Source organism: Amycolatopsis marina, assembly GCF_900111885.1.
GTDB lineage: Bacteria > Actinomycetota > Actinomycetes > Mycobacteriales > Pseudonocardiaceae > Amycolatopsis > Amycolatopsis marina.
Window position 1 is genome coordinate 26,071 of record NZ_FOKG01000005.1, and the last position, 24,564, is coordinate 50,634.

Here is a 24,564-nt window from a genome sequence, read left to right on the forward strand (position 1 = left end):
CGATGCTCGCGCGTTGCACACAGGCGTGACTTCCGTGCCCAGCACCAGCCTGACCGAAACACCGCTGTCCGTTCTGGACCTTTCGCCGATCACCAGCGGCTCCGACGCGGCGACCTCCTTCCGTAACACCGTGGATCTCGCCAAACACACGGAGTCGCTCGGCTACCGCCGATACTGGCTCGCCGAGCACCACAACATGCCGGGGATCGCCAGCTCCGCCACCGCTGTGCTGATAGCGCAGGTCGCGTCGGCCACCGAGCGCATCAGGGTCGGCTCCGGCGGAGTGATGCTGCCCAACCACGCCCCGCTGGTCGTGGCCGAGCAGTTCGGCACTCTCGAGGCGTTCCATCCGGGCCGGATCGACCTCGGGATCGGCAGGGCGCCGGGCACCGACCAGCGGACTGCCGTCGCGCTGCGCGGCTCGGCCGCCTCGCTGTCCGCCCAGGACTTTCCGCAGCAGCTGACGGAGTTGATGGAGTACTTCGCCGCGGATGACAGCAGGTCGGTGCGCGCGGCGGTCGCCGAGGGCAACCGCCCGCCGATCTGGCTGCTCGGGTCGAGCGGCTTCAGCGCGCAGCTGGCCGGAATGCTCGGCCTTCCGTTCTCCTTCGCGCATCACTTCAGCGCGCAGAACACCGGTCCGGCGCTGCGGATCTACCGGGAGTCGTTCCAGCCGTCCGCCGTGCTGGACGAACCGTACGTGCTGCTCGGAACCTCGGTCATCTGCGCCGAGACCGACGAGCACGCCCGCTGGATCGCCGGTCCTGCCGGAGTGACCTTCCTCAGTCTCCGGCACGGGCGGCCGATCCCGCTGCCGAGTCCGCAGGAGGCCGCGGACTACCCGTACTCCGATCTGGACCTGATGTTCATCGAGGAGCGCATGGCGAGCAACATCGTCGGTTCGCCGGAGACCGTTCGCAAGGGTCTCGACGACCTGGTGGCCGAAACCGGCGCGAACGAGTTGATGATCACCACGATGGTGCACGGCCACGAGGACCGGCGCCGCTCCTACGAACTGGTCGCCGGCCTGGCCCGCTGACCTGGCCCGACCTCGCACTTTCCCGGGAAAGTGCGAGGTCGGGAGGCCCTGAGCTGGGACGGGACGTTAGCCTCCCCGCATTCTTGCGGGAAAGTGCGGCTACGTCACCTCGGCAACCGGCGCCGCGACACGGGTCGGTTCGGTGCGCCCGCGCAGGGTGGTCTCGTCGATCGCGGTCCAGAGCGCGGCTTCGTCGCCGTCCGCGTGCTCGACCGCGCGCATCGAGGCCACCACGCGCCCCGGCACGGACTTGGCCAGCTCGGTGAGCCGCGCCGCCTCGTTCACCGGGTCACCGATCACGGTGTACTCGTACCGGTTCTCCTCACCGATGTTGCCCGCGACGGCCGGTCCCGCCGCGACCCCGATGCCTGCCTCGCATTCGGTCACCTCGACCCGCAGCCGCCTGCTCATGGACCGCGCGGCGGCCAGTGCCCGCCCCTCGGGATCGGACAGGCTCGTGGGTGCGCCGAACACGGCGAGCGCCGCGTCGCCCTCGAACTTGTTCACCGAGCCCCCGTGCTCGTGCACCTCGGCCACCACCACTCCGAAGAAACGGTTGAGCACGCCGACCACCTCGGTCGGCGGGTGGGTGGCCGCCAGGGTCGTCGAACCGATGACATCGACGAACAGCACGGCCACCTCCCGCACCTCCCCGCCGAGTTCGATGTCCCTGGACAGCAGCGCCTCCGTTGCCACCTCGTGGCCGACGTGCCTGCCGAACAGATCGCGGATGCGTTCCCGCTCCCGCAGGCCGTCCACCATCCGGTTGAAGCCCGCCTGCAACAGCCCGAGCTCGGTCCCGTCGAACACCACCACCTCGGCGCTCAGGTCCCCGCCCTGCACCCGGGCCAGCGCGGAGCGCACGGTCCGGATCGGGGCCACCGTCGCCCGCGCCATCAGCAGCACGATCAGGAACCCGAACACCAGGATGATGCCGCCGAGCACCAGGATGTTGATCGAGAGCTGCGTGGCCGAGACGTCACCTCTGGCCAGGGCGAACAACGCGACCAGCATGAGACCCGTCAACGGCACCCCGGAGCCCAGCGCCCAGGCCATCAGCACGCGGGTGGTCACTCCGGCGACCATCCGCCTACGCGGGGCAGGCCCGCTGGAGAGGGCCCGCGCGGCGATCGGCCGGAGCGCGAACTCGCTGAGCAGGTAGGCGTTCGCGCACACGACGAGGCCGCCGAGTCCGACGGTGAAGCCGACCTTGAACACCGCGTCCGGGAGTTCGAGGGCGTAGATCGTGGTGAACAGCACCGTGCCGCCGAACCAGAGAGCGGCCTGCAGCCGGAACAGCCGGATCGGCACGCGCAGCGTCGCCCTGCGCTCCGGTTCGGTGGGCGGCCGTCCCTCCAGCACCCAGCGCATGGTGCGCAGTGCCCGCCTGGTGCCCCAGACGATACCGACGGCGAGCGCGAACACGATGTACGCCGGCAGCGCGACGAAGTGCACCAGGGTCAGGTCCCCGACGAAGACGCTCGGTCCTGGCAGCACGACCGTCACCAGCGTCACGACGGCGACGATGCCGACCAGATTGGCGATCACCAGCGTCGCGGTGAGCAGCAGCTGCACCCGCAGGCGCAGCACCGTGTTCCGCTGGTTCACCGAGCCGAGCAGCCAGGACCCGAGCGGGCTCGCGCTCATGCGGTCGGCGCCACGCCGGTCACTCCAGCACCACCAGGAGGTCTCCGCCCTCGACCTGCTGGACCGAGTTGATGGCGAGGCGGGAAACCTTGCCTGCCTCGGGCGCGGTGATCGCGGCCTCCATCTTCATCGCCTCGATGGTCGCGATCGTGGCACCGGCCTCGACCTCGTCGCCGTCGCGGACGGACAACGTGACCACCCCGGCGAACGGTGCGGCGACCTGCTTGGGGTCGGACTTGTCCGCCTTCTCCGCGGCCGGCAGGTCGGACGCCACCGACTTGTCCCGGATCTGGATCGGCCGGAGCTGACCGTTCAGCGTCGCCATCACGGTACGCATGCCGCGCTCGTCCGCCTCCCCGATCGCTTCGAGTTCGATCAGCAACCGGACACCCTGTTCGAGGTCGACCGCGTGCTCGTCCCCGGGGCGCAGCCCGTAGAAGAAGTCCTTGCTCGGCAGCACACTGGTGTCGCCGTATGCGGCCCGGTGTGCCTCGAAGTCCTTGGTGGGTCCGGGGAACAGCAGGTAGTTCAGTGTCACCCGCCGGTCTGACGCGAGGCTCTTGCGTTCCTCCTCGGACAGCTCGACGACCGGCTTGGGTTCGGCCCTGCCCTCCAGCGCCTTGCTCCGGAACGGCTCCGGCCAACCACCGGGCGGGTCGCCGAGTTCCCCGCGCAGGAAGCCGATCACCGAGTCCGGGATGTCGTACTTGTTCGGCTCGGCCTCGAACTCCTCTGGTGATACTCCCGCGCCGACGAGGTGCAGGGCGAGGTCGCCGACGACCTTGGACGACGGTGTGACCTTGACCAGGTGTCCGAGGATCCGGTCGGCCGCCGCGTACATCGCCTCGATGTCGGTGAAGCGGTCGCCGAGGCCGAGTGCGATGGCCTGGGTGCGCAGGTTCGACAGCTGCCCGCCGGGGATCTCGTGGTGGTAGACCCGGCCTGTCGGCGAGGCCAGGCCTGCTTCGAACGGCGCGTAGATCTTGCGCACGATCTCCCAGTAGGGCTCGAGATCGCCGACGGCCTGCAGATCCAGCCCGGTCGGCCGGTCGGAGTGATCGGTCGCCGCCACGATCGCCGAGAGCGATGGCTGCGAGGTGGTTCCCGCCATCGAGGCCACGGCCCCGTCGACGGCGTCCGCGCCGGCCTGCACCGCCGCGAGGTAGGTGGCCAGCTGACCACCCGCGGTGTCGTGGGTGTGGATGTGCACCGGAAGGTCGAACTCCTTGCGCAGTGCGGATACCAGCCGCGCCGCGGCGGGCGCGCGGAGCAGTCCCGCCATGTCCTTCACGGCGAGCACATGCGCGCCTGCCTCGACGATCTGCTCGGCGAGCCGGAGGTAGTAGTCCAGTGTGTACAGCTTCTCGTCCGGATTTGAGAGATCGGACGTGTAGCAGAGCGCCACCTCGGCAACCGCCGTTCCGGTCTCCCGCACCGCTTCGATCGCGGGTCGCATCTGGGAGACGTCGTTGAGGGCGTCGAAGATGCGGAAGATGTCGATCCCCGTCGCGGTCGCCTCCTCGACGAAGGCGTTCGTCACCTCGGTGGGGTACGGCGTGTAGCCGACCGTGTTCCGGCCGCGCAGCAGCATCTGCAGGCAGATGTTGGGCACCGCCTTGCGCAGCGCCGCGAGGCGCTCCCACGGATCCTCCGCGAGAAAGCGCAGTGCCACGTCGTAGGTCGCGCCGCCCCAGCACTCGAGGGAAAGCAACTGCGGCACCGTGCGCGCCACGACCGGCGCGACCGCGAGCAGGTCCTTCGTGCGGACCCGCGTAGCCAGCAGTGACTGGTGCGCGTCGCGGAAGGTGGTGTCGGTGACACCGATCGTCGGCGACTCCCGCAGCCAGCGGGCGAATCCCTCCGGTCCGAGTTCGAGCAGCCGCTGCCGGGATCCGGCTGGCGGTTCCCGGCCATCGATCGGCGGCAGCTTCTCCACCGGGTTGATCAGGCGAGGGCGTTCCCCGTTCGGCTTGTTCACCGTCACGTCGGCGAGGTAGGTCAGCAGCCGGGTGCCGCGGTCGGCCGAGTGCCGGGCGGTGAGCAGGTGCGGTCGCTGCTCGATGAACGACGTCGTGACCCGGCCCTCCTGGAAGTCCGGGTCGTCCAGCACCGCCTGCAGGAACGGGATGTTGGTCGCCACACCGCGGATACGGAACTCGGCGACGGCTCGCCGTGCCCGCCCGACCGCCGTCTTCAGGTCCCGTCCACGACAACTGAGCTTGACCAGCATCGAGTCGAAGTGGGCGCTGATCTCGGTGCCCGCGAAGGCGGTGCCGCCGTCGAGCCGGATACCGGAGCCGCCGGGTGAGCGGTACGCGCTGATCATCCCGGTGTCGGGGCGGAAGCCGTTGGCCGGGTCCTCTGTGGTGATCCGGCACTGCAGTGCAGCACCGCGCAGGTAGATCGCGTCCTGGGAGAGGCCGAGATCGGCCAGCGTCTCGCCGGCGGCGATCCGCAGCTGCGACTGCACCAGGTCCACGTCGGTGACCTCCTCGGTCACCGTGTGCTCGACCTGGATGCGCGGGTTCATCTCGATGAAGACGTGGTTGCCATAGGGATCGAGCAGGAACTCGACCGTGCCCGCGTTGCGGTAGCCGATCTGTTCGGCGAAGGCGACCGCGTCGGCGCAGATCCGGGCGCGGAGTTCAGGGTCGAGGTTGGGCGCGGGGGCGAGCTCGATGACCTTCTGGTGCCTGCGCTGCAGCGAGCAGTCCCGCTCGTAAAGGTGAATGACGTTGCCCTCGCCGTCGGCGAGGATCTGCACCTCGATGTGCCGCGGATCCACGACGGCCTTCTCCAGGAACACCGTGGGATCACCGAAGGCGGACTCGGCCTCGCGCGCGGCGGCCTCGATCGACTCGCGCAGCATCCTCGGCTCCGTGACCCGCCGCATTCCCCGGCCGCCACCACCGGCAACGGCCTTGACGAACAGCGGGAAGCCGAGTTCCTCCGCGTCCGCCACCAACCGATCGATGTCGGAGGACGGTTGCGAGGAGCCGAGCACGGGCACTCCCGCCGCGCGCGCGGCGGCCACCGCGCGGGCCTTGTTGCCGGTCAGCTCGAGGATCTCGGCGCTCGGGCCGACGAAGGTGATTCCGGCCTCCTCGCAGGCCCGAGCCAGGTCGGGATTCTCCGAGAGGAATCCGTACCCCGGGTAGACGGCGTCCGCGCCTGCCTTGCGGGCGGCTTCGACGATCTCCTCGACGGAGAGATACGCGCGGACCGGGTGTCCTTCCTCCCCGATCTCGTAGGCCTCGTCGGCCTTCAGCCGGTGCAGTGAGTTGCGGTCCTCGTGCGGGAACACCGCGACTGTGCCTGCGCCCAGTTCGTAGCCTGCACGGAACGCGCGAATGGCGATCTCACCACGGTTCGCGACGAGTACCTTGCGGAACATGCCGGTCCTTCCCTCGTACGGATCGGTAGATTGCGCACGTTACCGCCTGCCTCCCGCTGTGCGGGAGTTCCGTACCAGGTGATGGACATCATTGCGGTGCGACCTACCGCTCGGCGCTCCCGGTGAACAGCAGCCGGTTGGCCGTGCCATCGGGCACTGCGCTCAGTGCGTCCTCGGTCGCCGCGGCCAGCAGTGCCTCGCCGACCTCGGCAGGTGTGGCCTCCGGATGCTGCGCCCGGTAGAGGGCCGCGGCCCCCGCGACATGGGCGGCGGCGATCGAGGTTCCCGACTGCACGGAGACGGCCCCGCCGGTACTCGGTGCGGGAATCTCCGCGCCCGGGGCGAAAAGGTCCACCGCTGAGCCGGAGTTCGACCGCGACACAGCGGCGTCGGTGCGATCCGCCGCCGCGACGGTCAGCGCCTCGGCCACCCTGCCCGGCGAGAAGTCACCCGCCGACGCACCTGAACTGCCCGCGGGCACCGCCACCGGCATCACCGCGGCAAGCTCGCGGACGGCCTCGTCGAGCGCTTCCTCCGGCGGGCCGCCGATGCCGAACACCGCAACCGCGGGTTGCGTGGCGTTCACCCTGACCCACTCGATTCCGGCGAGGATGTCGAGCAGACTCCCCGCGCCGTTGTCATCGAGGACCCGGACCGGCATGATCCGTACGTCCTTGGCGATGCCGTGGTGCTCCGCACCGATCACTCCGGCGAGATGAGTGCCGTGCCCGTTGCCGTCGGTGGCGTGATCGTCGTCGTCGACGAAGTCCTTGCCGGGCCACACCCGCCCCTCGAACTCCGGATTGGTGCCGTCGACGCCGGTGTCGATGACGTAGACGGTCACCTGCTCCGCCCTGGTCGGGTAGCGGTACAGCTGGTCGAAGCCCTCCCGCTGGTCGATCCGGTCCAACCCCCAACTCGGCGGCTCCGCCTGCTCCCCCGGCTCCGTCACCGCGGCTTCGACGGGCGCCGCAGCCGCCGATGGCACCACCAGCCCCATCCCCGACGTCACAAGAACAACCGCCGTTGTCGCGAGCACGGCCCGTGCGCCTCGAAGTCCCATGCGAAGGGCTTACCCGCTGCGGCCAGGCCCGGCAACGCGAGCGTTCCCCCGATCGTGAGCCCACCGAAGGCGAGCACCGCGGGGACATCCCCCAAAATAAAGCCAAAATCTTTTCGGCGTTGATTCCGCTGAGTGGCCGGTTGTACGATCAGCCCATTCAGCCGAAATTGATTCGGCAGATTCTTCGTCGTCTCGCGTACGAAACGAGAAAAACATGTCCGAGATCGAGCATTCGAGGCGTCGTTTTTTCGCCTCGGCCGGAAAGACTCTGACCGCGGCGGCCGCACTGTCCCTGCTGCCGGCCACCGCCTTCGCGGCGACCGCGACCGAGCTGACGGCAGGTGTCGACGCCGCTGCCGGCGAGCCGCTCGACGCCGGAATCGACTGCGACCGGGAGCGCCAGCTATGACCACCGTCGTGACCAGGGCAAAGTGGGGTGCGGTCGCGCCGCGCAACGTGCCGACCAACATCACTCCCGGCAAGGGCGGAGTTGCCATCCACCATGTCGGCAAGGGGTCGGTGGCCAGATCGGACCACGCGCAGTGCGCGGCACAGGTGCGCGGCATCCAGAAATTCCACATGGAAGAAAAGGGCTGGGCGGATATCGCATACACCTATCTGGTCTGCGTGCACGACTACATTTTCGTCGGCCGCGGCAAGAATGTGCGAACGGCCGCCAACGGCTCGAACTCCGGAAATCAGAACTGGTATGCGGTGTGCGGACTCGTGGGTGACGAGGACACCCTGGGGGAAAAACTGGTCGACGCCTACAAATCCGCCATCGTGGATCTGCGCACCTCCGGGGGCGCGGGCCGGGGTATCACCGGCCACCGGGACCATGTCTCCACGACCTGTCCCGGCGACGAGCTCTACCAGATGGTCAAGGATGGGGCGCTGACCCCGGGCCCTGATGTCCCGCCGCCCTGGCCCGGGATCTACCTGAGCTATCCGCCGATCATGCGGAACAGCAGCGTCACGGTCTGGCAGAAGCAGATGCGCGCCCGCGGCTCGTCCATCACCGCCGACGGCGCGTACGGCCCCTCGTCGAAGTCCGCGTGCACCTCGTTCCAGCGCGAGAACGGCCTCACCGCCGACGGCATCGTCGGACCGGCCACCTGGGACGCCACCTGGGCCTGACGCAAACCGGGCCTGACGTGACCTCTGTCAGGTCTTTTCCAGGTACTCCGCACGGTCGGCGTCCACCACGTCGGCCACCAGGTGCGCGAGACCGAGGTGGTTACCCAGCGCCGGATCTTCGGCGACGATGCGCTGAGCGCACTCCCGAGCCTCGGCGATCACGTCCTCGTCGCGCAACAGCGACAACAATTTCAACCCCGACCGCTTCCCGGACTGCGCCGCGCCCAGGATGTCCCCCTCCCTGCGCAGTTCGAGGTCCAGCCTGGACAGTTCGAATCCGTCGAGTGTGGACTCCACGGCCGCGAGCCGCTCCCTCGTGGCCGTGCCGTCCAGCGCCTCGGTGATCAGCAGGCAGAGACCGGGAACCGAACCGCGGCCGACCCGGCCGCGCAGCTGGTGCAGCTGACTGACCCCGAATCGGTCCGCATCCATGATCATCATCACGGTCGCGTTGGGCACGTTCACACCGACCTCGATGACGGTCGTGGCGACCAGCACGTCCAGGTCACCCGCCGCGAAGGCCCGCATCACCGCGTCCTTCTCGTCACTGGGCAGCCTGCCGTGCAGCACGCCGACACGCAGCCCTTTCAGCGGTCCCTCCGCCAGTTCGGGCGCGAGGTCCAACACGGCGAGCGCGGGCCGTTTGTCGGTCTTGTCCGACGGCGGTTCGTCACCGATTCTCGGACAGACCACATAGGCCTGATGGCCCTTGCGGACCTCCTCGGCGACCCGCTGCCACGCGCGGTCCAGCCAGGCCGGTTTCTCGGCGGCCGGAACCACGGTGGTGGAAATCGGCGAACGGCCCGCGGGCAGCTCGCGCAGTGCGGAGATCTCCAGATCGCCGTACACGGTCATCGCGACCGTCCGCGGGATCGGGGTCGCGGTCATCACCAGCACGTGCGGACTGGTGAAGTCCGCTCCTCTCGAGCGCAACGCGTCCCGCTGCTCGACGCCGAACCGGTGCTGCTCGTCGACCACGACGAACCCGAGGTCGGCGAAGGACACGGTGTCCTGGATCAGGGCGTGCGTTCCGACAACGATGCCCGCCGCCCCGCTGGCGATGTCCAGCAGCGCCTGCTTGCGTTCCTTCGCCGACATCGAGCCGGTGAGCAGGGTGACCCTGGTGGCGTTGTCCGCTCCACCCAGTTCACCCGCCATCGCGAGGTCACCGAGCAACTCGCGCAGGGAACGCGCGTGCTGCGCGGCCAGCACCTCGGTCGGCGCCAGCATGGCCGCCTGCCTGCCCGCGTCCACCACCTGCAACATCGCCCGCAGCGCGACGATGGTCTTACCGCTACCCACCTCGCCCTGCAGCAGCCGGTTCATCGGATGCTCGCCTGCGATGTCGGTGGCGATCTTCGCGCCGACCTCGCGCTGGCCCTCGGTGAGTTCGAAGGGCAGTCGCATTTCGAAGGTCTCGGCGAGGCCGCCCGCCTTCGGTGGGCACGCCGGCGCCGTCCGGGACACCGCCGAGTACCTGCGCTGCGCGAAGATCAGCTGGATGGCCATCGCCTCGTCCCACTTCAGGCGGGTCCGCGCGGACTCGAGTACGTCCCAGTTCTCCGGCCGGTGGATGTTGCGCAGCGCGGGATGCAGATGGTCGAGGTCGTACCGCACGCGCAGCCAGTCGGGCAACGGGTCGTCCTCGGGTTCGAACGTGCCGAGAACCTGCTGCACGGCTCGGCCGATCGACCAGGACGGCATCCCCTGTGCCGCCGGGTACACGGGGATGATCTCGGCGAGAAAACTGTCCACGGAGGACATGTCGTCGTCGTCGATCAGCTCGTACTCGGGATTGGCCAGCTGCAGGTTGTTCCGGAACGCGGTGACCTTGCCCGCGAACAGCCCTGTCCGGCCGGGCCGCAACTCCCGCTCCCGCCATGCCTGGTTGAAGAACGCGCAGGAGAGCCTGCGGTAGCCGTCGGTGATCGTCATCTCCAGGATCGAACCGGGACGCGCGCGCATCCTGCGCTTGCTCACGTGCTCGATCCTGGCCATCACCGTAGCGTGCTCGCCGATCTCGAGCCCCGCGATGTCGGTCAGTTCCCCCCGCGCGGCGTAGCGCCTGGGGTAGTGCCGCAGCAGGTCACCCACGGTGTGGATGTCCAGCGCGGACGCCAGCGCCTTCGCGGTCTTCTCCCCGACCAGTGACGTCAGCTTGTCGCGCAGCCCGCTCATTATCCGATCTGCCTCGCTCGTCGCTCCAGGTTGTGCACGGTGTCCTATTCAACTGAGGGTGATCACGCGACGCACGTCACCGGCGCACGCATCTCACCTGTATCGACCAGCCGCGAGCAGCCCTCCGGGCCACCCCCGTCCGGTCGGTCGTGACCCCCTCTCCCGGCCCAGTCACTCCACGCCGATCAGCAGCACCGCATCGGTCGCACCACTGGAATAGCACACCAGTTCGACTTCCGGCCGCTCGGCACGCAGACGCAGGGCGAGTTCGGCGTCGATGTCCGGCGGTGCGGCCACCCCGGTGAGGACAGTGACCAGCTCACCACCGAGGTCCAACATCCGGCCCAGCACCTCCATCGCGGCCGCGAGCACGCTCTCGGCCGTGGCGGGTCCCGGTTCGATGAGCTGGACCTCTCCGTCGACCAGGCCCAGCACGTCTCCGGCGTGGGCCCGTCCCGCCCAGGTGATCGCCTCCTCGGCGGCCACCCGCAACTCCCCCCGCCGGGTCGCGGCCGCCGCCTCGGCCATGGCCACGACGTCGTCGTTGGTCCGCCTTTCGATGTCGTGCACGGCCAGCGCGGCCAGCACCTGCACCGGGGAGGTGCACGGGACCACCACGATGTCGCGTTCCTCCAGCATCGAGTGTCCCGCCACCCGGTCGGCGGCCGCGGTCAGCTCCGGCCCGCCTGGCAGCACCGTGACGTGCGCGGCGCCCGTTCCGGTGATCAGGCCCAGCAGTTCCTCGGCGCTGGGCACCTCCCCGGTGCCGACGGCGAGCACACGCGCGCCCTCTCCCCGCACCAGCGCGGCGAGCTCGTCGCCGTGCACGACGGCCACCACCGCGCGGTCGCGGCCCGGCTCGGCGGGTTGCTGTGGCGGATGCGCGAGCAGCGGCTCGACACGGATCCGGTGCGGCCTGCCCGCGTCGAGCCCGGCCTCGATCGCCGCCCCGATGTCGCCGCAGTGCACGTGAACGGCGTAACTGCCGGCACCGTCACCCGCCACGGTGACGCTGTCGCCCAGCTCGCTCAGCGCCGCCCGCAGGGTCGTCAGTCCGTCCGCTGCCGCGCTGTCGGCGGTGCTGGCCCCATGCACGCCGTCCAGCAGGTACATGACCTCCCATGCGTGCACGACGGTGGATTCGAGCGGCGTCTCCTGGAGACGTGCCCGCCCTCCCGGAGCGGTGAGTGTGTGCCGCGGCTCGGCGGCCCGGCCTGTGAGAACACACACCAGTGCGTCCAGCACGGCGACCAGTCCCCGCCCGCCGGCATCGACCACGCCCGCGGAGGCGAGCACCGGCAGCTGTGCCGGGGTGCGGTCCAGGGCCGCTCCCGCCGCCGCGGCGGCCGTGGAGGCGACCTCGGCGGCCGTGCCCGTCGAGACCCCGGGGTCGGAGACCGTCGCCGAGACCGCGTGCAGCACGGTGAGCATGGTGCCCTCCACCGGGCGCGCGACGGCCGCCGTGGCCACGCTGTCGGCTCGGACCAGTGCCGCGGCCAGCGCGGGTCCGTCAAGTAGCTCGGCGCCGGGCCGCACCGACTCCGCGAGACCACGCAGCACCTGCGAGAGGATCACGCCGGAGTTGCCCCGTGCCGCCCGTACCGCACCGCGCGCGAGCACACCCAGCGCGCTGCCCACGGCGGCGGGCTCGCCTTCGGCGCGGAGCATGTCCCTTGCGCCGGTCACGGTGTGCAGCAGGTTCGAGCCGGTGTCGGAGTCGGCGACCGGGTAGACGTTGATGCCGTTGATGTCCGCGCACAGCGCATCGAGGCTGCGCACACACGCGTCGGCCCAGTTCGCCACCGCCGCCGCGTCCACCGCCGACACCACCTGTCATCATTGCCGGGCAGCACCCGGTCCGTCAGAAGTCTTCGAGGTCCACGGCGAGGGTATCGACCCCGCTTCGACCTCTGAGAGCGCACCGGCTACGCTGTTCGAGTTGCCCGGCGCCGCCGGGTCAGCGCTAGTAAGAGCTCAGCGTTTCCCCAGATTTCGAGGAGTGTTCGACGTGGCTGCCGTGTGCGACGTCTGTGGCAAGGGGCCCGGCTTCGGCAAGTCGGTCTCACACTCCCACCGGCGTACCAACCGCCGGTGGAACCCGAACATCCAGACTGTGCACGCCAAGATTGGCATTTCCCAGCGGAAGCGCCTGAACGTGTGCACATCCTGCCTCAAGGCAGGCAAGGTCGTTCGCGGCTGAACCCAGGCTCTCCAACGGCCCGGTGGATCTCGATCCACCGGGCCGTTGTTGTGTTGTCAGTCGCGCTCAGCTGGCGCTCGGGACCGGAATTCGTCGACGAGTTCCGGGGTGGCAGGATCGCCCCGGGGTCTCGGATCAGGGCAGCTTCCAGTCGACCGGCTGCGCACCCTGCTCGGTGAGCAGTGCGTTCGCCCGGCTGAACGGCTTCGACCCGAAGAACCCGTTGTGCGCGGAGAGCGGGCTCGGATGCACCGACTCGATGCACGGCACCGGCGACAGGAGCGGCTTGAGCTTGCGGGCATTGCTGCCCCACAGGATCGCCACGAGCGGGCCACCGCGGGCGGCGAGCGCCTTGATGGCCTGCTCGGTCACCTCCTCCCAGCCCTTGCCCTGGTGCGAGTTCGGCGAGCCGGGGCGAACGGTGAGGGCTCGGTTGAGCAACAGCACGCCCTGCTCGGTCCACGGGGTCAGGTCACCGTTGGACGGCAGTGGATGCCCGAGATCGTCGGCGTACTCCTTGTAGATGTTGACCAGGCTCTTCGGCAGCGGCCGGACATCCGGCGCGACCGCGAAACACAGACCGATCGGATGGCCTGGCGTCGGGTAGGGATCCTGGCCGACGATCAGCACGCGGACGTCGGCGAACGGCTGCTGGAACGCGCGCAGCACGTGCTCACCGGCCGGCAGATAGCGGCGGCCCGCCGCGATCTCGGTGCGGAGGAAGTCCCCCATCGCGGAGACCCGGCCCGCCACCGGTTCGAGGGCCTGCGCCCAGCCTGCTTCGACGATCTCATGCAGCGGTCGTGCGGTCACGGGCAGCGACTCTAGCGCACCGAGGGCTCGGTGTTTCCGAGCACTCGGGCCCGCGATCCACAGATCACCATGACCACGCGGTTCACCGTTCGCAGAAGCCCGGTCAGTCCAGGCGGCGGAGTTCGGCCCTGAACCACGCGCCGCGCTTGACGTAGCTCTCGACGACGGCCTGGATCATCTCCGGGCCGAAGGAGGTGTTCGGCCGGTTCTTCGCCGGCACACCGAGCGCCACCTCGCCCGTTCCCACTCCACCGCCGTAGGAGAGCACCGCGCCCGCGCCGACCATGCCGCCGTCGGCGATGACGCTGCCGTTGAGGACGACCGCCCCCGAGGCGATCAGACAGCCGGCACCGATCCGGGCGCCCTCGACATGTACCGAGTGGCCGATCGCCGAGTTCGGGCCAAGCACCAGTGGATCGCGCTCGGTGCAGTGCAGCACGCTGCCGTCCTGCACGTTGGACCGCTCGCCGATCTCGATGTAACCGTGATCCCCGCGCAGCACCGCCTGCGGCCACACCGACGCTCCTGGTCCGAGCCGCACATCGCCGATCACGGTCGCGTCGGGGTGCACGTAGGCCTCGGGGTCGATCTGCGGGCGCAACTCACCCAGCGCGTAGATGGCCATCGTTTCTCCTTGCCAACTCGGTCCTGCGGGAGCGGTCAGTCCACCAGGGACTTCGCGAGGCAGAGACTGCGCTCGTCGTCCTTGTACAGCCCGTACTTCTGCATGTCTCGGTAGCCACTGGAACGGTAGAGCGCGATCGCCTCCGGCTGTTCGGTGCCGGTCTCCAGCACCGCACGCAGCCGGCCCGCCTCAGCCGCTGTCCGCTCGAGTTCGGCGAGTACCGCGCGGGCGTAGCCCCGGCCCCGCGCCGTGCGTGCGACGTACATCCGCTTCAGTTCGGCGTCCCCCGGCAGGAGCGCGGGCGGCGGCCCGTCATGGGCGCGCCACGCTCCCGTCGCCACCGGCGTGCCGTCCTCGTACCCGACGAGGAACAGCCCGCGGGGCGGGGCGAACTCGGCGGGATCCATCGGGCTGATGTCGGGCTCGCCGTAGCGGCGGACGTACTCCTGCTGTACCTCGTCCATCAGCTTGCGGGCGTCCGCATCGTCGTAGGGCACCACACGAATCTCCACCCGGCCACGATAACCGGCAGGGATCAGCGCCAGTGTTCCCAGCCGGAGTCGCCCTCGTACGGCATACCGTCAACGGTCACGCCGGTGTCCGGCAACAACACCGTGCCGATCTGCACCCACCCCTCGGGCAGGTCCGCGTACGACGGGAAGGTCGCGGCCAGCGCATGGTCCTCGCCGCCGGTGAGCACCCAGCGCAGCGGGTCGGCACCGAGCGCCGTGCCGACGTCGACGAGCCGTTGATCCACGGTCAGCCGCGCCGTCTGCACGTCGAGGCCGACCTCGGAGGCCGCCGCCAGATGGCCGAGGTCGGCCAACAGACCGTCGGACACGTCGATCATCGAGGTCGCGCCTGCGATCGCGGCCGCGGGCCCGGCCTGATAGGCCGGTTCCGGGTAGCGCTGCGCGTTGACGACACCGACCGGCGAACGGAATCCTCGCCCGAGCACCGCGAGCCCGGCCGCCGCCCAGCCGAGCCTGCCGCAGATGGCGAGCACGTCGCCCGGCCGCGCGCCAGAGCGGGTCACCGGGGGTCTTCCGCCGAGGTCACCGAGCGCTGTAACGCTCAGCACAAGCTGGTCGGCGCCCACGACGTCGCCGCCGATGATCCCCGCACGAGCCCGCTCGGCCTCGGCCCACATGCCGTCGGTGAGTGCGGCGAGCATCGTCGTCTCGGTTTCCGGCGGGCAGGCGATTCCGACGAGCACCGACGTCGGCACGGCGCCCATCGCTGCGAGGTCGGCGAGGTTCACCGCGACCGCCTTGCGCCCGATGTGCTCAGGATCGGACCAGTCCAGGCGAAAGTGCACCCCCTGTACGAGAACGTCGGTGGTCGCGACGACCCGGCCGTCGGACGCGGCGACGACAGCCGCGTCGTCTCCCGGGCCGAGCAACGTCGTCGAGGGTTGGGTCCTGCCCCGGGTCAGCGTTCGGATGAGTCCGAACTCACCTGCTGCTGCGACCGTGCCCGGACGAGGCGAGTCCGACCGCGCACCCTCCTGCTGGGGTCTACCGTGCGTCGACACCACACCACCTTCGAATCACCGATAGTCGGATGCCCGATGTTTGCCCGACTGGGGTACGTTGCTGCTGGTTACGTTCAATGAAACACCGAGCCGACCGATCCAGACGAAGGGGCGCGCCGTGGTCCACGCTTACATCCTGATCCAGACCGAGGTCGGCAAGGCGGCATCGGTCGCCGCCGAGATCGCCGGCATCTCGGGTGTCACCAGCTCCGAGGACGTCACCGGCCCCTACGACGTGATCGTGCGCGCGGCAGCGGACAACGTCGACCAGCTGGGCCAGCTCGTGGTCGCGAAGGTGCAGAACGTGGAGGGCATCACCCGGACGCTGACCTGCCCGGTCGTGCACCTGTAGAACGTGCTTCAGTGGAGCCGTGTCCAACCCAGCCAACACGACCAAATCGGATGACAGCGAGAACGGGACCCCGCCCAGGTTCCTGATCGTCACCGCTGCGGTGTTAGCGGTGGCCCTGGCCGGTGCCGTCGCGATCGCGGGGCTGACGGCGGGCTCCACGGGATCCGGCGAGGACCCCGCCGCGAACGGAACCGGGCCGTTGCCCCTGGTTCCCGTCCCCGCGCCCCAAGCAGGACGCCCCGAATGCGGCACGTTGATCGGCGCGCTGCCGGAAGAGCTGACCTCGGCAGGTGACACGCTGGCCCGGCGCGAACTGGCTAAGCCGGCGCCCGAGGCCACCGCCGCCTGGGGCGGAGCGGCACCTGTCGTGCTGCGGTGCGGGCTCAACCAGCCCCCGGAGCTGAACGAGACCTCCGGCCTGCGGGTGATCAACGGAGTGCAGTGGCTTCAGGTCCCCGGCGAAGGCAGCGCGACCTGGTTCGTCGTGGACCGGGACGTGGTCATCGCCCTGACCGTGCCGGACAGCGCGGGCACCGGTCCCTTGCAGCAGATCTCCGACACGGTCTCCGCGAACCTCGAGCCCGCACCCCCGCGCACCTGACCCCATCGCACTTTCCCGCGAAAGTGTCGCCAACCGGGCCCCCGGCCTCGGCGACGCTCGCACTTTCCCGGGAAAGTGCGGTACCCCGCGCGTGCAGGTAGGACACTTTCCCGGGAAAGTGCGAATGTGGACAGGCGGTGAGCGTTGCTACCTGAGGCCGGTGCCGCGGGCCAGTGCCGTGTCCACGAGGGTGGCGAGCAGGGTCGGGTAGTCCACCCCCGTCACCTCCCACATCTTCGGGTAGGCCGAGGTGGTGGTGAACCCCGGCATCGTGTTCACCTCGTTGATCGTCGGCTCGCCGTCGGCGCCGATGAAGAAGTCCACCCTGGCCAGACCCTGACAGTCCAGTGCGATGAAGGCCCGCACGGCCATCGCCCGCAGCCGCTCGGTGGTGACGTCCTCCAGCTTGGCCGGGATGTCCAGTTCGGCGGCCTCGCCGAGGTACTTGGTCTCGAAGTCGTACCAGGCCGACTCGTCCTCCGCCAGCACCCGGATCTCCGCCGGAAGCGAGGCCTCGACCCTGGCGTCCGGGAACTCCAGAACGCCGCACTCGACTTCCCTGCCGACGACCGCGGCCTCGACGAGAACCTTCGGGTCGGTCTGCCTCGCCAGCGCGATGGCGGCATCGAGATCGGCCCAGTCCGTGACCTTGCTGATGCCGATGGAAGACCCCGCGCGCGCTGGCTTGACGAACACGGGCAGACCCAGGCGCTCGCGGTCCTCATTGGCCAGAGTGGACTGTCCACGACGGATCGTCGCGTACTCGCCGACCGGAAGTCCTTCTGCGGCAAGGAGTTTCTTCGCGTACTCCTTGTCCATCGCCGCGGCGCTCGCCAGCACCCCGGCCCCGACGTAGGGCAGTCCCGCCATCTCGAGCAGGCCCTGGACAGTGCCGTCCTCACCGAAGGCGCCGTGCAGCACCGGAAAGACGACGTCCACACCGGCGAGCGTCTCCATACCTGTGCCCGGATCCAGGCTGACCAGCTCGCGCTGTGTCGGGTCGCCCGCGAGAACCAGCGATTTGCCCTCGTCCACCGAGGGCAACGTCTTCCCGCGGATCTCCAGTGCCTTGGGATCGCTCGTGCCGAGGACCCAGCCACCCTCCCTGGTGATGCCGATCGGGAGGACTTCGAACCGCTCGGGGTCGAGGTTGGCGAGTACGCTTCCCGCGGACACACACGAGATTGTGTGCTCGGTGCTACGGCCACCGAACACGACGGCGACTCGTGTCTTCCGTTCACTCATGGGCCGTCACCCTACCGGGCGCTTGCGGCAGCAGGGTCAGCGCAGTATCTCGACCAGGTCCCCCAGCGCATCGCGCAACGCCTCCTGCGAACACCCCGCATATGCGATGGCGATCCCGTGTGCGGAAGGCACACCGGCGAAGTGCCTGCCGAGCGCGTCGAGCTGGATACCCCTTGTCCTACCTGCCGCCAGCCGGTCCCGCTCGTCCTCGGCGGACACACAGGGCACCACCAGATGCGCCCCCGCGTCGTCCCCGAGCACCGGCACACCTGCCGCTCGCAAGGCGTCAACGAGCAGGGTGCGCCGCTCGGAGAGTTCTCTGCGCAGTCTGCGCAGGTGCCGCCCGAGGTCGCCGTTGCGGGCGAGTTCGACCAGCACCCGCTGACCGGCGGGCGACGGCCGGGTGCCGGTGCGCTCACGGTATTCCAGTACCGCCGAGGTCACCGGCTGCGGTGCGACCATCCACCCCGCACCCAGCGTCGGGGTGAGGATCTTGCTGGTGGTGCCGAGATGGGCCACGACGTCCGGAGCCAGTGCGGCGAGCAGTGGCAGCGGTGCGACGTCGAAGCGCAGTTCGCCGTCGTAGTCGTCCTCGATGAGCAGGAAGTCCTCCGCACGAGCCCGCTCCACCAGTTCCACCCGCCGGGACGCGCTCATTCTGCTGCCCATCGGGTACTGGTGCGCGGGGGAGCAGTACACGGCTCGCACCCCGGTGGGGACCGCGTCCGGGAGCAACCCCTCCCCGTCGACCGGCAGGGGGAGCACCTCGACTCCCGCGCCGCGGAACGCCTGTACCGCGCGCTGGTATCCGGGTTCCTCGACGGCGACCCGGTCACCCGGTTCGAGGACGGCGCCCGCGAGTTCGACCACCGCCGCGGTGGTCCCGCCGGTGGCCAGCACCGACTCGGTTCCCACCGCGAGCCCGCGGTGGCGCAGCAGGTGCTCGGCGATCGCGGCCCGGTACTCGGGCAGGCCCGCCCGATGCGCGGCGGACAGTGGCGGCGTGTCGGCAGCCGCCCGCCAGGCACGCCGCCATGCGGCCCTGTCAAGACCTTCCGCCCACGGCACCCCGGGGGTCAGGTCGAGCAGGCTAGGCGGCGGCCCCTCCCCGCCGACCACCGTGCGCCCCTGCGGTCGCTCGGCTGGCGGTGAGGTGGTGACGTAGGTTCCCGAACCGTGCCTGCCCGCGATCCAGCCCTCGGCGTGCAGTTGTTCGTAGGCGGCCGACGTGACGGTCCGGCTCACGCCGAGCCTGCCGGCCAGCGCTCGGGTTGAGGGCAGCCGGTCCCCACCGCGCAGGTGCCCCGTGGCAGCCGACTCCCGCAGTGCGTCCGCGAGCTGCACCGCCAGCGGAACCTCGGACTCCCGGTCGAGACTGACCGGCAGGGCGGTGGCCGTACGCGACGAACCCGGCGAACGCATTGGCTTGTCCACACTATGGCCATTCACGGCAGTGGCCTTCCAATTCTCTCGACTAGTGGCCGTTCCATGATGCCACCTGGGCTCAGATGCTGCTTACATGCCCGAGACAGCGATAACAGACCTCTCGTCCACCACCCGAACCACCGTGACGCGCAAGAAGGACAGGGCGGCAACGGACCGCGCGGCACTGCACGCCGTTCTCGACGCAGGACTCGTCTGCCACCTGGGCATGGTGACCGGCACGGGTGCCCCGATGGTGCTGCCGACCGGCTACGGCCGCGACGGCGACACGCTCTACCTGCACGGCTCAACCGGCGCGACCAGCATGCGGGCGGGCGCGGAGGGCCCCGAGGTCTGTGTGACCGTCACCCTGCTCGACGCGATCATCTACGCCCGTTCGGTGAACAACCACTCGATGAACTACCGCAGTGCGGTCGTCTACGGCCGGCCGCGGCACGTCACCGGCCGCGAGGAGAAGCTGCACGGGCTCCGGGTGCTCACCGATCACCTCGCCCCGGGCTCGTGGGAACACGCCCGTGCCGTGAACGACAAGGAGCTGGCCGCGGTGACCGTACTGGCGCTCGACCTCACCGAGGCTTCGGTGAAGATGCGCTCGGCGGGTGTCATTGACGAGCCGGAGGACGTGGAGGCCGCGACCGCGTGGGCAGGCGTGCTGCCCGTACACACGGGATTCGGCGAGCCGCAGTCCGATCCGCTGTTGCCCGAGGGCACAGCGTTGCCGGAGCACGTCAGTCTTCGGCGACCGGCCCTTCGACCAGATCCAGCTTGAACGGCCGCACGGTCCTGGGCGCTGCACCCCACCACTGGCCTCACACGCCGGCCAGGCTCACCGCGCTCAATGCCGTACCCCGGTAGTTCACGGTGCGGGTCGCACCCCAACCACCGGCCTCACAAACAGACCAGGCTCACCGCGCTCAGTGCCGTACCCCGGTAGTTCACGGTGCGGGTCGCGCGATACACGTGCACGCTCACGACGGGATCGGTGCCCCGGTTGCTGACCTCGTGCACGTAGCCGGGGCCAAAGACCCGCGACTGGCCCACCGAGATCGTGTGCAGTTCACGCAGCACCTTGCCGTCGGTGGCCCTGCGGGCGACCGACTCCGACAGTTCGCCGGTGACGACGGTGAACGCGCCGGTCGACGGCCCGTGGTCGTGCAGATCGGTCCCCTGCCCCGGGAGCCAGCTCATCAGCCAGACCTCCTCTTCGGAGGACCGGGAGAGCAGAGCGGCGAAGCGGTGGTCCGGGTCGTAGCGCAGCAGGTGGCGCCAGCGATCGCGGTCGGCGGCGAACTGGAGCGCGACTCGCACCGGATGGCGCAGGACGGGGTTCTCTGCAACGGCGACAGTGTTGTCCGGAACGGCGAACATGGAAAATTCCTCAGGTTGCGGTGACGGCTGGTTGACGGGGTGAATCACCGACAACAGCAACACCGCACGTCAGCGGCCCGGCGCAGGTCGAGGCGACCTCGCAGCACAGGGGCAACTGGCGTCAGCACCCGAACAGGAAACCAGCGGCCACCCGCACGGTCAATTCGTCCCATACCGTGGGCGCGTTCATTCCAACAGGGCGCGAGCCTCGGCGAGCAGGTCGAGCTGGTGCAGCTGATCCGGCCCGTCGAGCGCGAAGCCGAGTTCGGTGACCCCGGCCGCGGCGAAGGCCGCGATGCGCTCCGCGATCTGGTCCGGCCCACCGGTGACGGTCACCTGCGCGATCTTCTCCGGAGGCATCCCGAAGAAATCGCCGAGCTGCCGCACCATCGCCTCGCGGGCGGACCGTGTGCCGGCACCTCCGCCAAGCACCGCGTGCACACCGAGGTACACACCGGGCGTCGGCCGCCCGCGCTCCGCGGCCAGCTCACGCAGACGTACCACCGCCGAGGACACCTCGGACGGCGTCATGGCCGAAGGCAGCCAGCCATCGCCGTAGGCGGCCGTGCGCCGCAGCACCGCTTCGGCGACACCGCCACCGATCAGGATCGGCGGCACCGGGGCGGCGGGGGCCAGCGTCACCACCGGCCGTTCCCGCTGACCGGGTGGCGCGGGTAGCTCCGTGGGCTCACCGGCGATGAGACCGGGCAGCACCCTGAGCGCCTCGTCGACGAGCCTGCCCCTTGCCTTCGACCGGGCGCCGACGGCCTGCCAGAAGGAAGAACCGGGAAAACCGCCGATTCCGACACCCAGCCGGACCCGGTTACCCGAAAGGTGCTGCAAACTCTGCACCTGCGCGGCCACCATGGCCACCGGCCGGGTCGGCAGCGACAGCACGCCGAACTCCAGCCGGATCCGCTCGGTGACCGCAGCGGCCGTCGCGAGCACGGTGACCGGTTCCAGTGCGAAGGTTCCGTCCCCGATCAGCACGTCGGCGGCGGCGACCGAATCGATCCCCACCTCCTCGGCGTGCCGGGCGAGGGCAACGATGTCTGCGGATCCGCGCGCGTCGGTCTCGTGCAATACGGGCAGACCGACGCCGATTCCGATACCGGGCATGAGTCCTCCTGGGATGCGAGCCGGTTCCAATCGGCGTCACCCCATGCTCGTACCTCGACCAAGCTGGAGGTCAAGCGTGCTCGAAGGTTCCCTCAGGACCACTCGTGCTTGCGCTCCCGCCCAAGCAGTTCGGCACCAAGCGACCGGAGATCGCCGCCCTCGTGACACACCCGGTACATCGCGTCCGTGATCGGCATGTCGACACCGAGACCACCGGCGAGTTCGCGGATCGAGGAGCAGGACATCACGCCTTCCGCGACCTGGCCGCCCGCCGCCGACTGGGCCCGCTCCACCGTGTCACCCCTGCCGAGCCGTTCCCCGAAAGTCCGGTTGCGGGACAACGGCGAAGAACAGGTCGCGACCAGATCACCGACGCCGGCAAGCCCGGCGAACGTGAGCGGGTCGGCCCCCAGTTTGCTCCCGAGCCGCGCCATCTCCGCCAGGCCGCGGGTGATCAACGTCGCCACCGTGTTGGTGCCGAAGCCCATTCCGACGGCCATTCCACAGCTCAGCGCGATGACGTTCTTGCACGCGCCGCCGAGTTCGCAGCCCACCACATCCGTGTTGGTGTACGGCCGGAAGTAGGAGTTCGAGCACGCCTGCTGCACGGCGACGGCCCGCTCGTGGTCCGCGCAGGCCAGCACCGCGGCCGAGGGTTGTCCCAGCGCGATCTCCTTGGCCAGGTTCGGCCCCGAGACCACGACCACCCGGTCCGGCGGACACTCCGCGACCTCCGCGATGACCTCGCTCATCCGCTTCAGCGAGCCCAGTTCGACACCCTTGGCCAGGCTGACGAGCGGGACTCCGGGGGGCAGCAGCGCACGCCAGCGCTCCAGGTTCGACCGCAAGCTCTGACTCGGCACCGCGAGGACGACCGCCTGAGCCTCTTCGAGTGCGGCAGCCGGATCCGCGGTCGCGGTGAGATTGTCCGGCAACCGGATGTCCGGCAGGTACGCCGAGTTGGTGTGCGCACTCGCGACCTCGCCCGCCACCTCGGCCCGGCGTGCCCAGAGCGTGACGTCCCGACCCGCGTCGGCTAGCACCTTGGCGAACGTGGTTCCCCACGACCCCGCACCGAGCACGGTGATGCGCTGGGGCGAACGGGCGTCACTCATGTCACTCGCCGTCCGCCGGGACGTCGTCGCGGGCGGGCGGTCGCTCCCCACGCACTTCGGCGAGCAGTTCGACCACCTCCCGCATCAGCAGGTCCGTCACCTCGCGCAGGACCTTCGGACCTGCCGCGGTGCCCTCCTGCCGGTAGGCGGAGAGGTCGACCGGGCTGCCGACGGCGTGCACGACCCGCTTCCGTGGAAACGGGCGGAACTTCTTGTCGTAGCCGTTCCAGATCGCCTGTGTTCCCCAGCGTGCGATCGGGATCACCGGCACATCGTTCTCCAGCGCCAGCCGCGCGACACCGGTGTAGGAACGCTTCGGCCAGCCCTCCGGGTCCCTGGTGATGGTGCCTTCGGGGTAGATCACCACGATCTTGCCCTCCTGCAGCGTCTGATGCGCCGCACGCAGGCTGTCCCCGGCCGAACTGGTACCTCGATAGACCGGGATGCCGCCGGAACCGAGGAAGATCTTGCCGAAGACGGGCGCCTTCGCCACGCTGTCCTTCGCCAGGAACCTCGGCACGCGCTTGTTGCGATGCACGAACACCGCGTCGACGGCGGGGTCGAGATGGGATACGTGGTTGAGTACGAGGAGCGCGGCTCCTTCGCGGGGAATCCGGTCCGCGTCGCGGTACACGCGCCGTCCGATCCAGCTCAGCGGATAGAACAGCGCGGCCGCGGCGCCGACCCAGAACCCGCCCTTCTCGCGATCTGCCACAACTCCTCCTTCACATCACGGTGCTGTCGCGCGTTTCCCGCCTCACTCGCCGGCAGGTTGCACATCGCTCAGTGCCGTATCCGACCCGCTCACAGTGCCGATCGGTGGCCCTGATCCTCCCCCGGCCCCCACCACGGTCCAACAAGGGGTCCGGGGATGCCGGTGGCGCGGGAGGAACCTCAGCCGGTAATGATGGTGACGTGGCTCGCGAGGTGGACCTGATCGTGCCGATGAAACCTCCCCATGCCGGCAAGTCCCGGCTGCGGGGGGCCGCAGGCACGCCACCCGGCGCGGACGGGCACGCCGAACTGGTGCTCGCGCTGGCCGTGGACACCCTCACCGCGGCCATCGGAGCCGCTGGGGTGCGCAGGGTGCTGGTGGTCGGCAGCGAGCCCGCCACCCTGACCGAGCTGAACGGTCTCGGCGTCGAGGTGGTGGTCGAACAGGGCGCGGGCGGACTCAACGCGGCCCTGAGCCACGGTGCGGCACTCCTGCGCGGTGACGACCCGGACTCCGTTGTCGCTGCCCTGCAGGCCGATCTGCCCGCACTGCGCTCCGTCGAACTGGCCGAGGCGCTCGCCGAGGCGGACGAGCGGCGTGCGTTCGTCGCCGACCGGCACGGCACCGGCACCACCCTGCTGGTCTCGGCACCCGGCGGGCCGCTGGGGCCGCTGTTCGGCACCGACTCCGCGCGATCCCACCTGGAGTCCGGCGCCGTCGCGCTGACGCTGGCTGCCGCCACGCTGCGCAGCGATGTGGACACGCCGGACGATCTGGTCCATGCCCGGGCACTGGGCCTCGGGTGCCGGACGACAGAACTGGTCGGCACCCCCTGCTGCGTGACCTGACGACCGGGCACCACCTCGTACGACGTGACGCAACATTCACCCACGCGTCGAACGCGGGAAGGGCATCACCCGCCCGAGTGCGGAACAATGCACGGTGTGAGCAGCGACGAGATCACCACCGCCCAGTC

The 24,564-nt window shown here is 69.8% G+C and carries 23 protein-coding genes; 8 read left to right on the top strand and 15 right to left on the bottom strand.

The window, feature by feature from the left end; translation table 11 throughout:
• Positions 1-34 precede the first annotated feature (34 nt).
• Entirely contained in the window at positions 35-1,039 is a 1,005-nt protein-coding gene (locus tag BM199_RS09690; protein WP_245788259.1) for an LLM class flavin-dependent oxidoreductase, read from the top strand.
• A gap of 99 nt (positions 1,040-1,138) precedes the next feature.
• On the opposite strand, the gene BM199_RS09695 is transcribed toward BM199_RS09690, so the two are convergent.
• From BM199_RS09695 to BM199_RS09705, 3 genes are all read right to left on the bottom strand, one after another.
• Positions 1,139-2,686 (bottom strand): adenylate/guanylate cyclase domain-containing protein, encoded by a 1,548-nt coding sequence (locus BM199_RS09695; protein WP_091672216.1) that lies wholly within the window; start codon positions 2,684-2,686, stop codon positions 1,139-1,141.
• Between the two features lie 19 nt (positions 2,687-2,705).
• Complete coding sequence (locus BM199_RS09700) at positions 2,706-6,080, bottom strand: pyruvate carboxylase (RefSeq protein WP_091672217.1); 3,375 nt, start codon at positions 6,078-6,080, stop codon at positions 2,706-2,708.
• Between the two features lie 103 nt (positions 6,081-6,183).
• Complete coding sequence (locus tag BM199_RS09705; RefSeq protein ID WP_091672219.1) at positions 6,184-7,143, bottom strand: S8 family peptidase; 960 nt, start codon at positions 7,141-7,143, stop codon at positions 6,184-6,186.
• A gap of 214 nt (positions 7,144-7,357) precedes the next feature.
• Between BM199_RS09705 and BM199_RS09710 the strand changes: the two genes are divergently transcribed.
• Together BM199_RS09710 and BM199_RS09715 are read left to right on the top strand one after the other, a co-directional pair.
• Positions 7,358-7,552, top strand: coding sequence for a hypothetical protein (locus tag BM199_RS09710; protein ID WP_091672221.1), 195 nt, complete (start codon positions 7,358-7,360; stop codon positions 7,550-7,552).
• Complete coding sequence (locus BM199_RS09715; protein WP_091672222.1) at positions 7,549-8,280, top strand: peptidoglycan recognition protein family protein; 732 nt, start codon at positions 7,549-7,551, stop codon at positions 8,278-8,280. Before BM199_RS09710 ends, BM199_RS09715 begins: the two co-directional genes overlap by 4 nt.
• A gap of 27 nt (positions 8,281-8,307) precedes the next feature.
• On the opposite strand, the gene recG is transcribed toward BM199_RS09715, so the two are convergent.
• Positions 8,308-10,458: an ATP-dependent DNA helicase RecG gene (gene recG, locus BM199_RS09720; protein WP_091672224.1), complete on the bottom strand. Its 2,151-nt coding sequence runs from the start codon at positions 10,456-10,458 to the stop codon at positions 8,308-8,310.
• A 171-nt stretch (positions 10,459-10,629) separates the two neighbouring features.
• Positions 10,630-12,285, bottom strand: coding sequence for a DAK2 domain-containing protein (locus BM199_RS09725; protein WP_091672664.1), 1,656 nt, complete (start codon positions 12,283-12,285; stop codon positions 10,630-10,632).
• Positions 12,286-12,466: 181 nt separating this feature from the next.
• On the opposite strand from BM199_RS09725, the gene rpmB reads away from it, so the two are divergent.
• Positions 12,467-12,658: a 50S ribosomal protein L28 gene (gene rpmB / locus BM199_RS09730; protein WP_091672226.1), complete on the top strand. Its 192-nt coding sequence runs from the start codon at positions 12,467-12,469 to the stop codon at positions 12,656-12,658.
• A 135-nt stretch (positions 12,659-12,793) separates the two neighbouring features.
• Here the strand turns inward: rpmB and BM199_RS09735 are convergent, their stop codons facing one another.
• The 4 genes from BM199_RS09735 to BM199_RS09750 all read right to left on the bottom strand — a co-directional run bounded on the left by BM199_RS09735 (position 12,794) and on the right by BM199_RS09750 (position 15,630).
• Entirely contained in the window at positions 12,794-13,471 is a 678-nt protein-coding gene (locus BM199_RS09735; RefSeq protein WP_091672227.1) for a uracil-DNA glycosylase, read from the bottom strand.
• Between the two features lie 103 nt (positions 13,472-13,574).
• Positions 13,575-14,096 (bottom strand): gamma carbonic anhydrase family protein, encoded by a 522-nt coding sequence (locus BM199_RS09740; protein WP_091672229.1) that lies wholly within the window; start codon positions 14,094-14,096, stop codon positions 13,575-13,577.
• Between the two features lie 35 nt (positions 14,097-14,131).
• Positions 14,132-14,608, bottom strand: a complete 477-nt coding sequence (locus BM199_RS09745; protein WP_091672230.1) for a GNAT family N-acetyltransferase — start codon at positions 14,606-14,608, stop codon at positions 14,132-14,134.
• 23 nt (positions 14,609-14,631) lie between these two features.
• Positions 14,632-15,630, bottom strand: a complete 999-nt coding sequence (locus BM199_RS09750) for a thiamine-phosphate kinase (RefSeq protein ID WP_091672232.1) — start codon at positions 15,628-15,630, stop codon at positions 14,632-14,634.
• A 118-nt stretch (positions 15,631-15,748) separates the two neighbouring features.
• Here BM199_RS09750 and BM199_RS09755 point away from each other — a divergent pair, with 118 nt between their 5' ends.
• Positions 15,749-15,982 (top strand): Lrp/AsnC ligand binding domain-containing protein, encoded by a 234-nt coding sequence (locus BM199_RS09755; RefSeq protein WP_091672234.1) that lies wholly within the window; start codon positions 15,749-15,751, stop codon positions 15,980-15,982.
• Positions 15,983-16,001: 19 nt separating this feature from the next.
• Complete coding sequence (locus BM199_RS09760; protein ID WP_091672236.1) at positions 16,002-16,583, top strand: DUF3515 domain-containing protein; 582 nt, start codon at positions 16,002-16,004, stop codon at positions 16,581-16,583.
• 147 nt (positions 16,584-16,730) lie between these two features.
• Here the strand turns inward: BM199_RS09760 and BM199_RS09765 are convergent, their stop codons facing one another.
• Entirely contained in the window at positions 16,731-17,828 is a 1,098-nt protein-coding gene (locus BM199_RS09765; RefSeq protein WP_091672238.1) for a D-alanine--D-alanine ligase family protein, read from the bottom strand.
• A gap of 36 nt (positions 17,829-17,864) precedes the next feature.
• On the bottom strand, positions 17,865-19,250 hold the full coding sequence (pdxR, locus tag BM199_RS09770; RefSeq protein ID WP_091672239.1) for a MocR-like pyridoxine biosynthesis transcription factor PdxR: 1,386 nt from the start codon (positions 19,248-19,250) through the stop codon (positions 17,865-17,867).
• A 97-nt stretch (positions 19,251-19,347) separates the two neighbouring features.
• On the opposite strand from pdxR, the gene BM199_RS09775 reads away from it, so the two are divergent.
• Complete coding sequence (locus BM199_RS09775; protein WP_091672241.1) at positions 19,348-20,040, top strand: pyridoxamine 5'-phosphate oxidase family protein; 693 nt, start codon at positions 19,348-19,350, stop codon at positions 20,038-20,040.
• Positions 20,041-20,159: 119 nt separating this feature from the next.
• Here BM199_RS09775 and BM199_RS09780 read toward each other — a convergent pair whose 3' ends face one another.
• From BM199_RS09780 to BM199_RS09795, 4 genes are all read right to left on the bottom strand, one after another.
• Positions 20,160-20,639: a cysteine dioxygenase gene (locus tag BM199_RS09780; RefSeq protein WP_091672242.1), complete on the bottom strand. Its 480-nt coding sequence runs from the start codon at positions 20,637-20,639 to the stop codon at positions 20,160-20,162.
• Positions 20,640-20,825: 186 nt separating this feature from the next.
• A complete protein-coding gene (locus tag BM199_RS09785) occupies positions 20,826-21,758 on the bottom strand; it encodes an LLM class flavin-dependent oxidoreductase (RefSeq protein WP_091672244.1) in 933 nt (310 codons plus the stop codon).
• Positions 21,759-21,850: 92 nt separating this feature from the next.
• Positions 21,851-22,873 (bottom strand): NAD(P)H-dependent glycerol-3-phosphate dehydrogenase, encoded by a 1,023-nt coding sequence (locus tag BM199_RS09790; RefSeq protein WP_091672245.1) that lies wholly within the window; start codon positions 22,871-22,873, stop codon positions 21,851-21,853.
• 1 nt (position 22,874) lies between these two features.
• Positions 22,875-23,588 (bottom strand): lysophospholipid acyltransferase family protein, encoded by a 714-nt coding sequence (locus tag BM199_RS09795; protein ID WP_091672247.1) that lies wholly within the window; start codon positions 23,586-23,588, stop codon positions 22,875-22,877.
• A 230-nt stretch (positions 23,589-23,818) separates the two neighbouring features.
• Here BM199_RS09795 and cofC point away from each other — a divergent pair, with 230 nt between their 5' ends.
• A complete protein-coding gene (gene cofC / locus BM199_RS09800; protein WP_091672666.1) occupies positions 23,819-24,436 on the top strand; it encodes a 2-phospho-L-lactate guanylyltransferase in 618 nt (205 codons plus the stop codon).
• Positions 24,437-24,564: the final 128 nt, after the last annotated feature.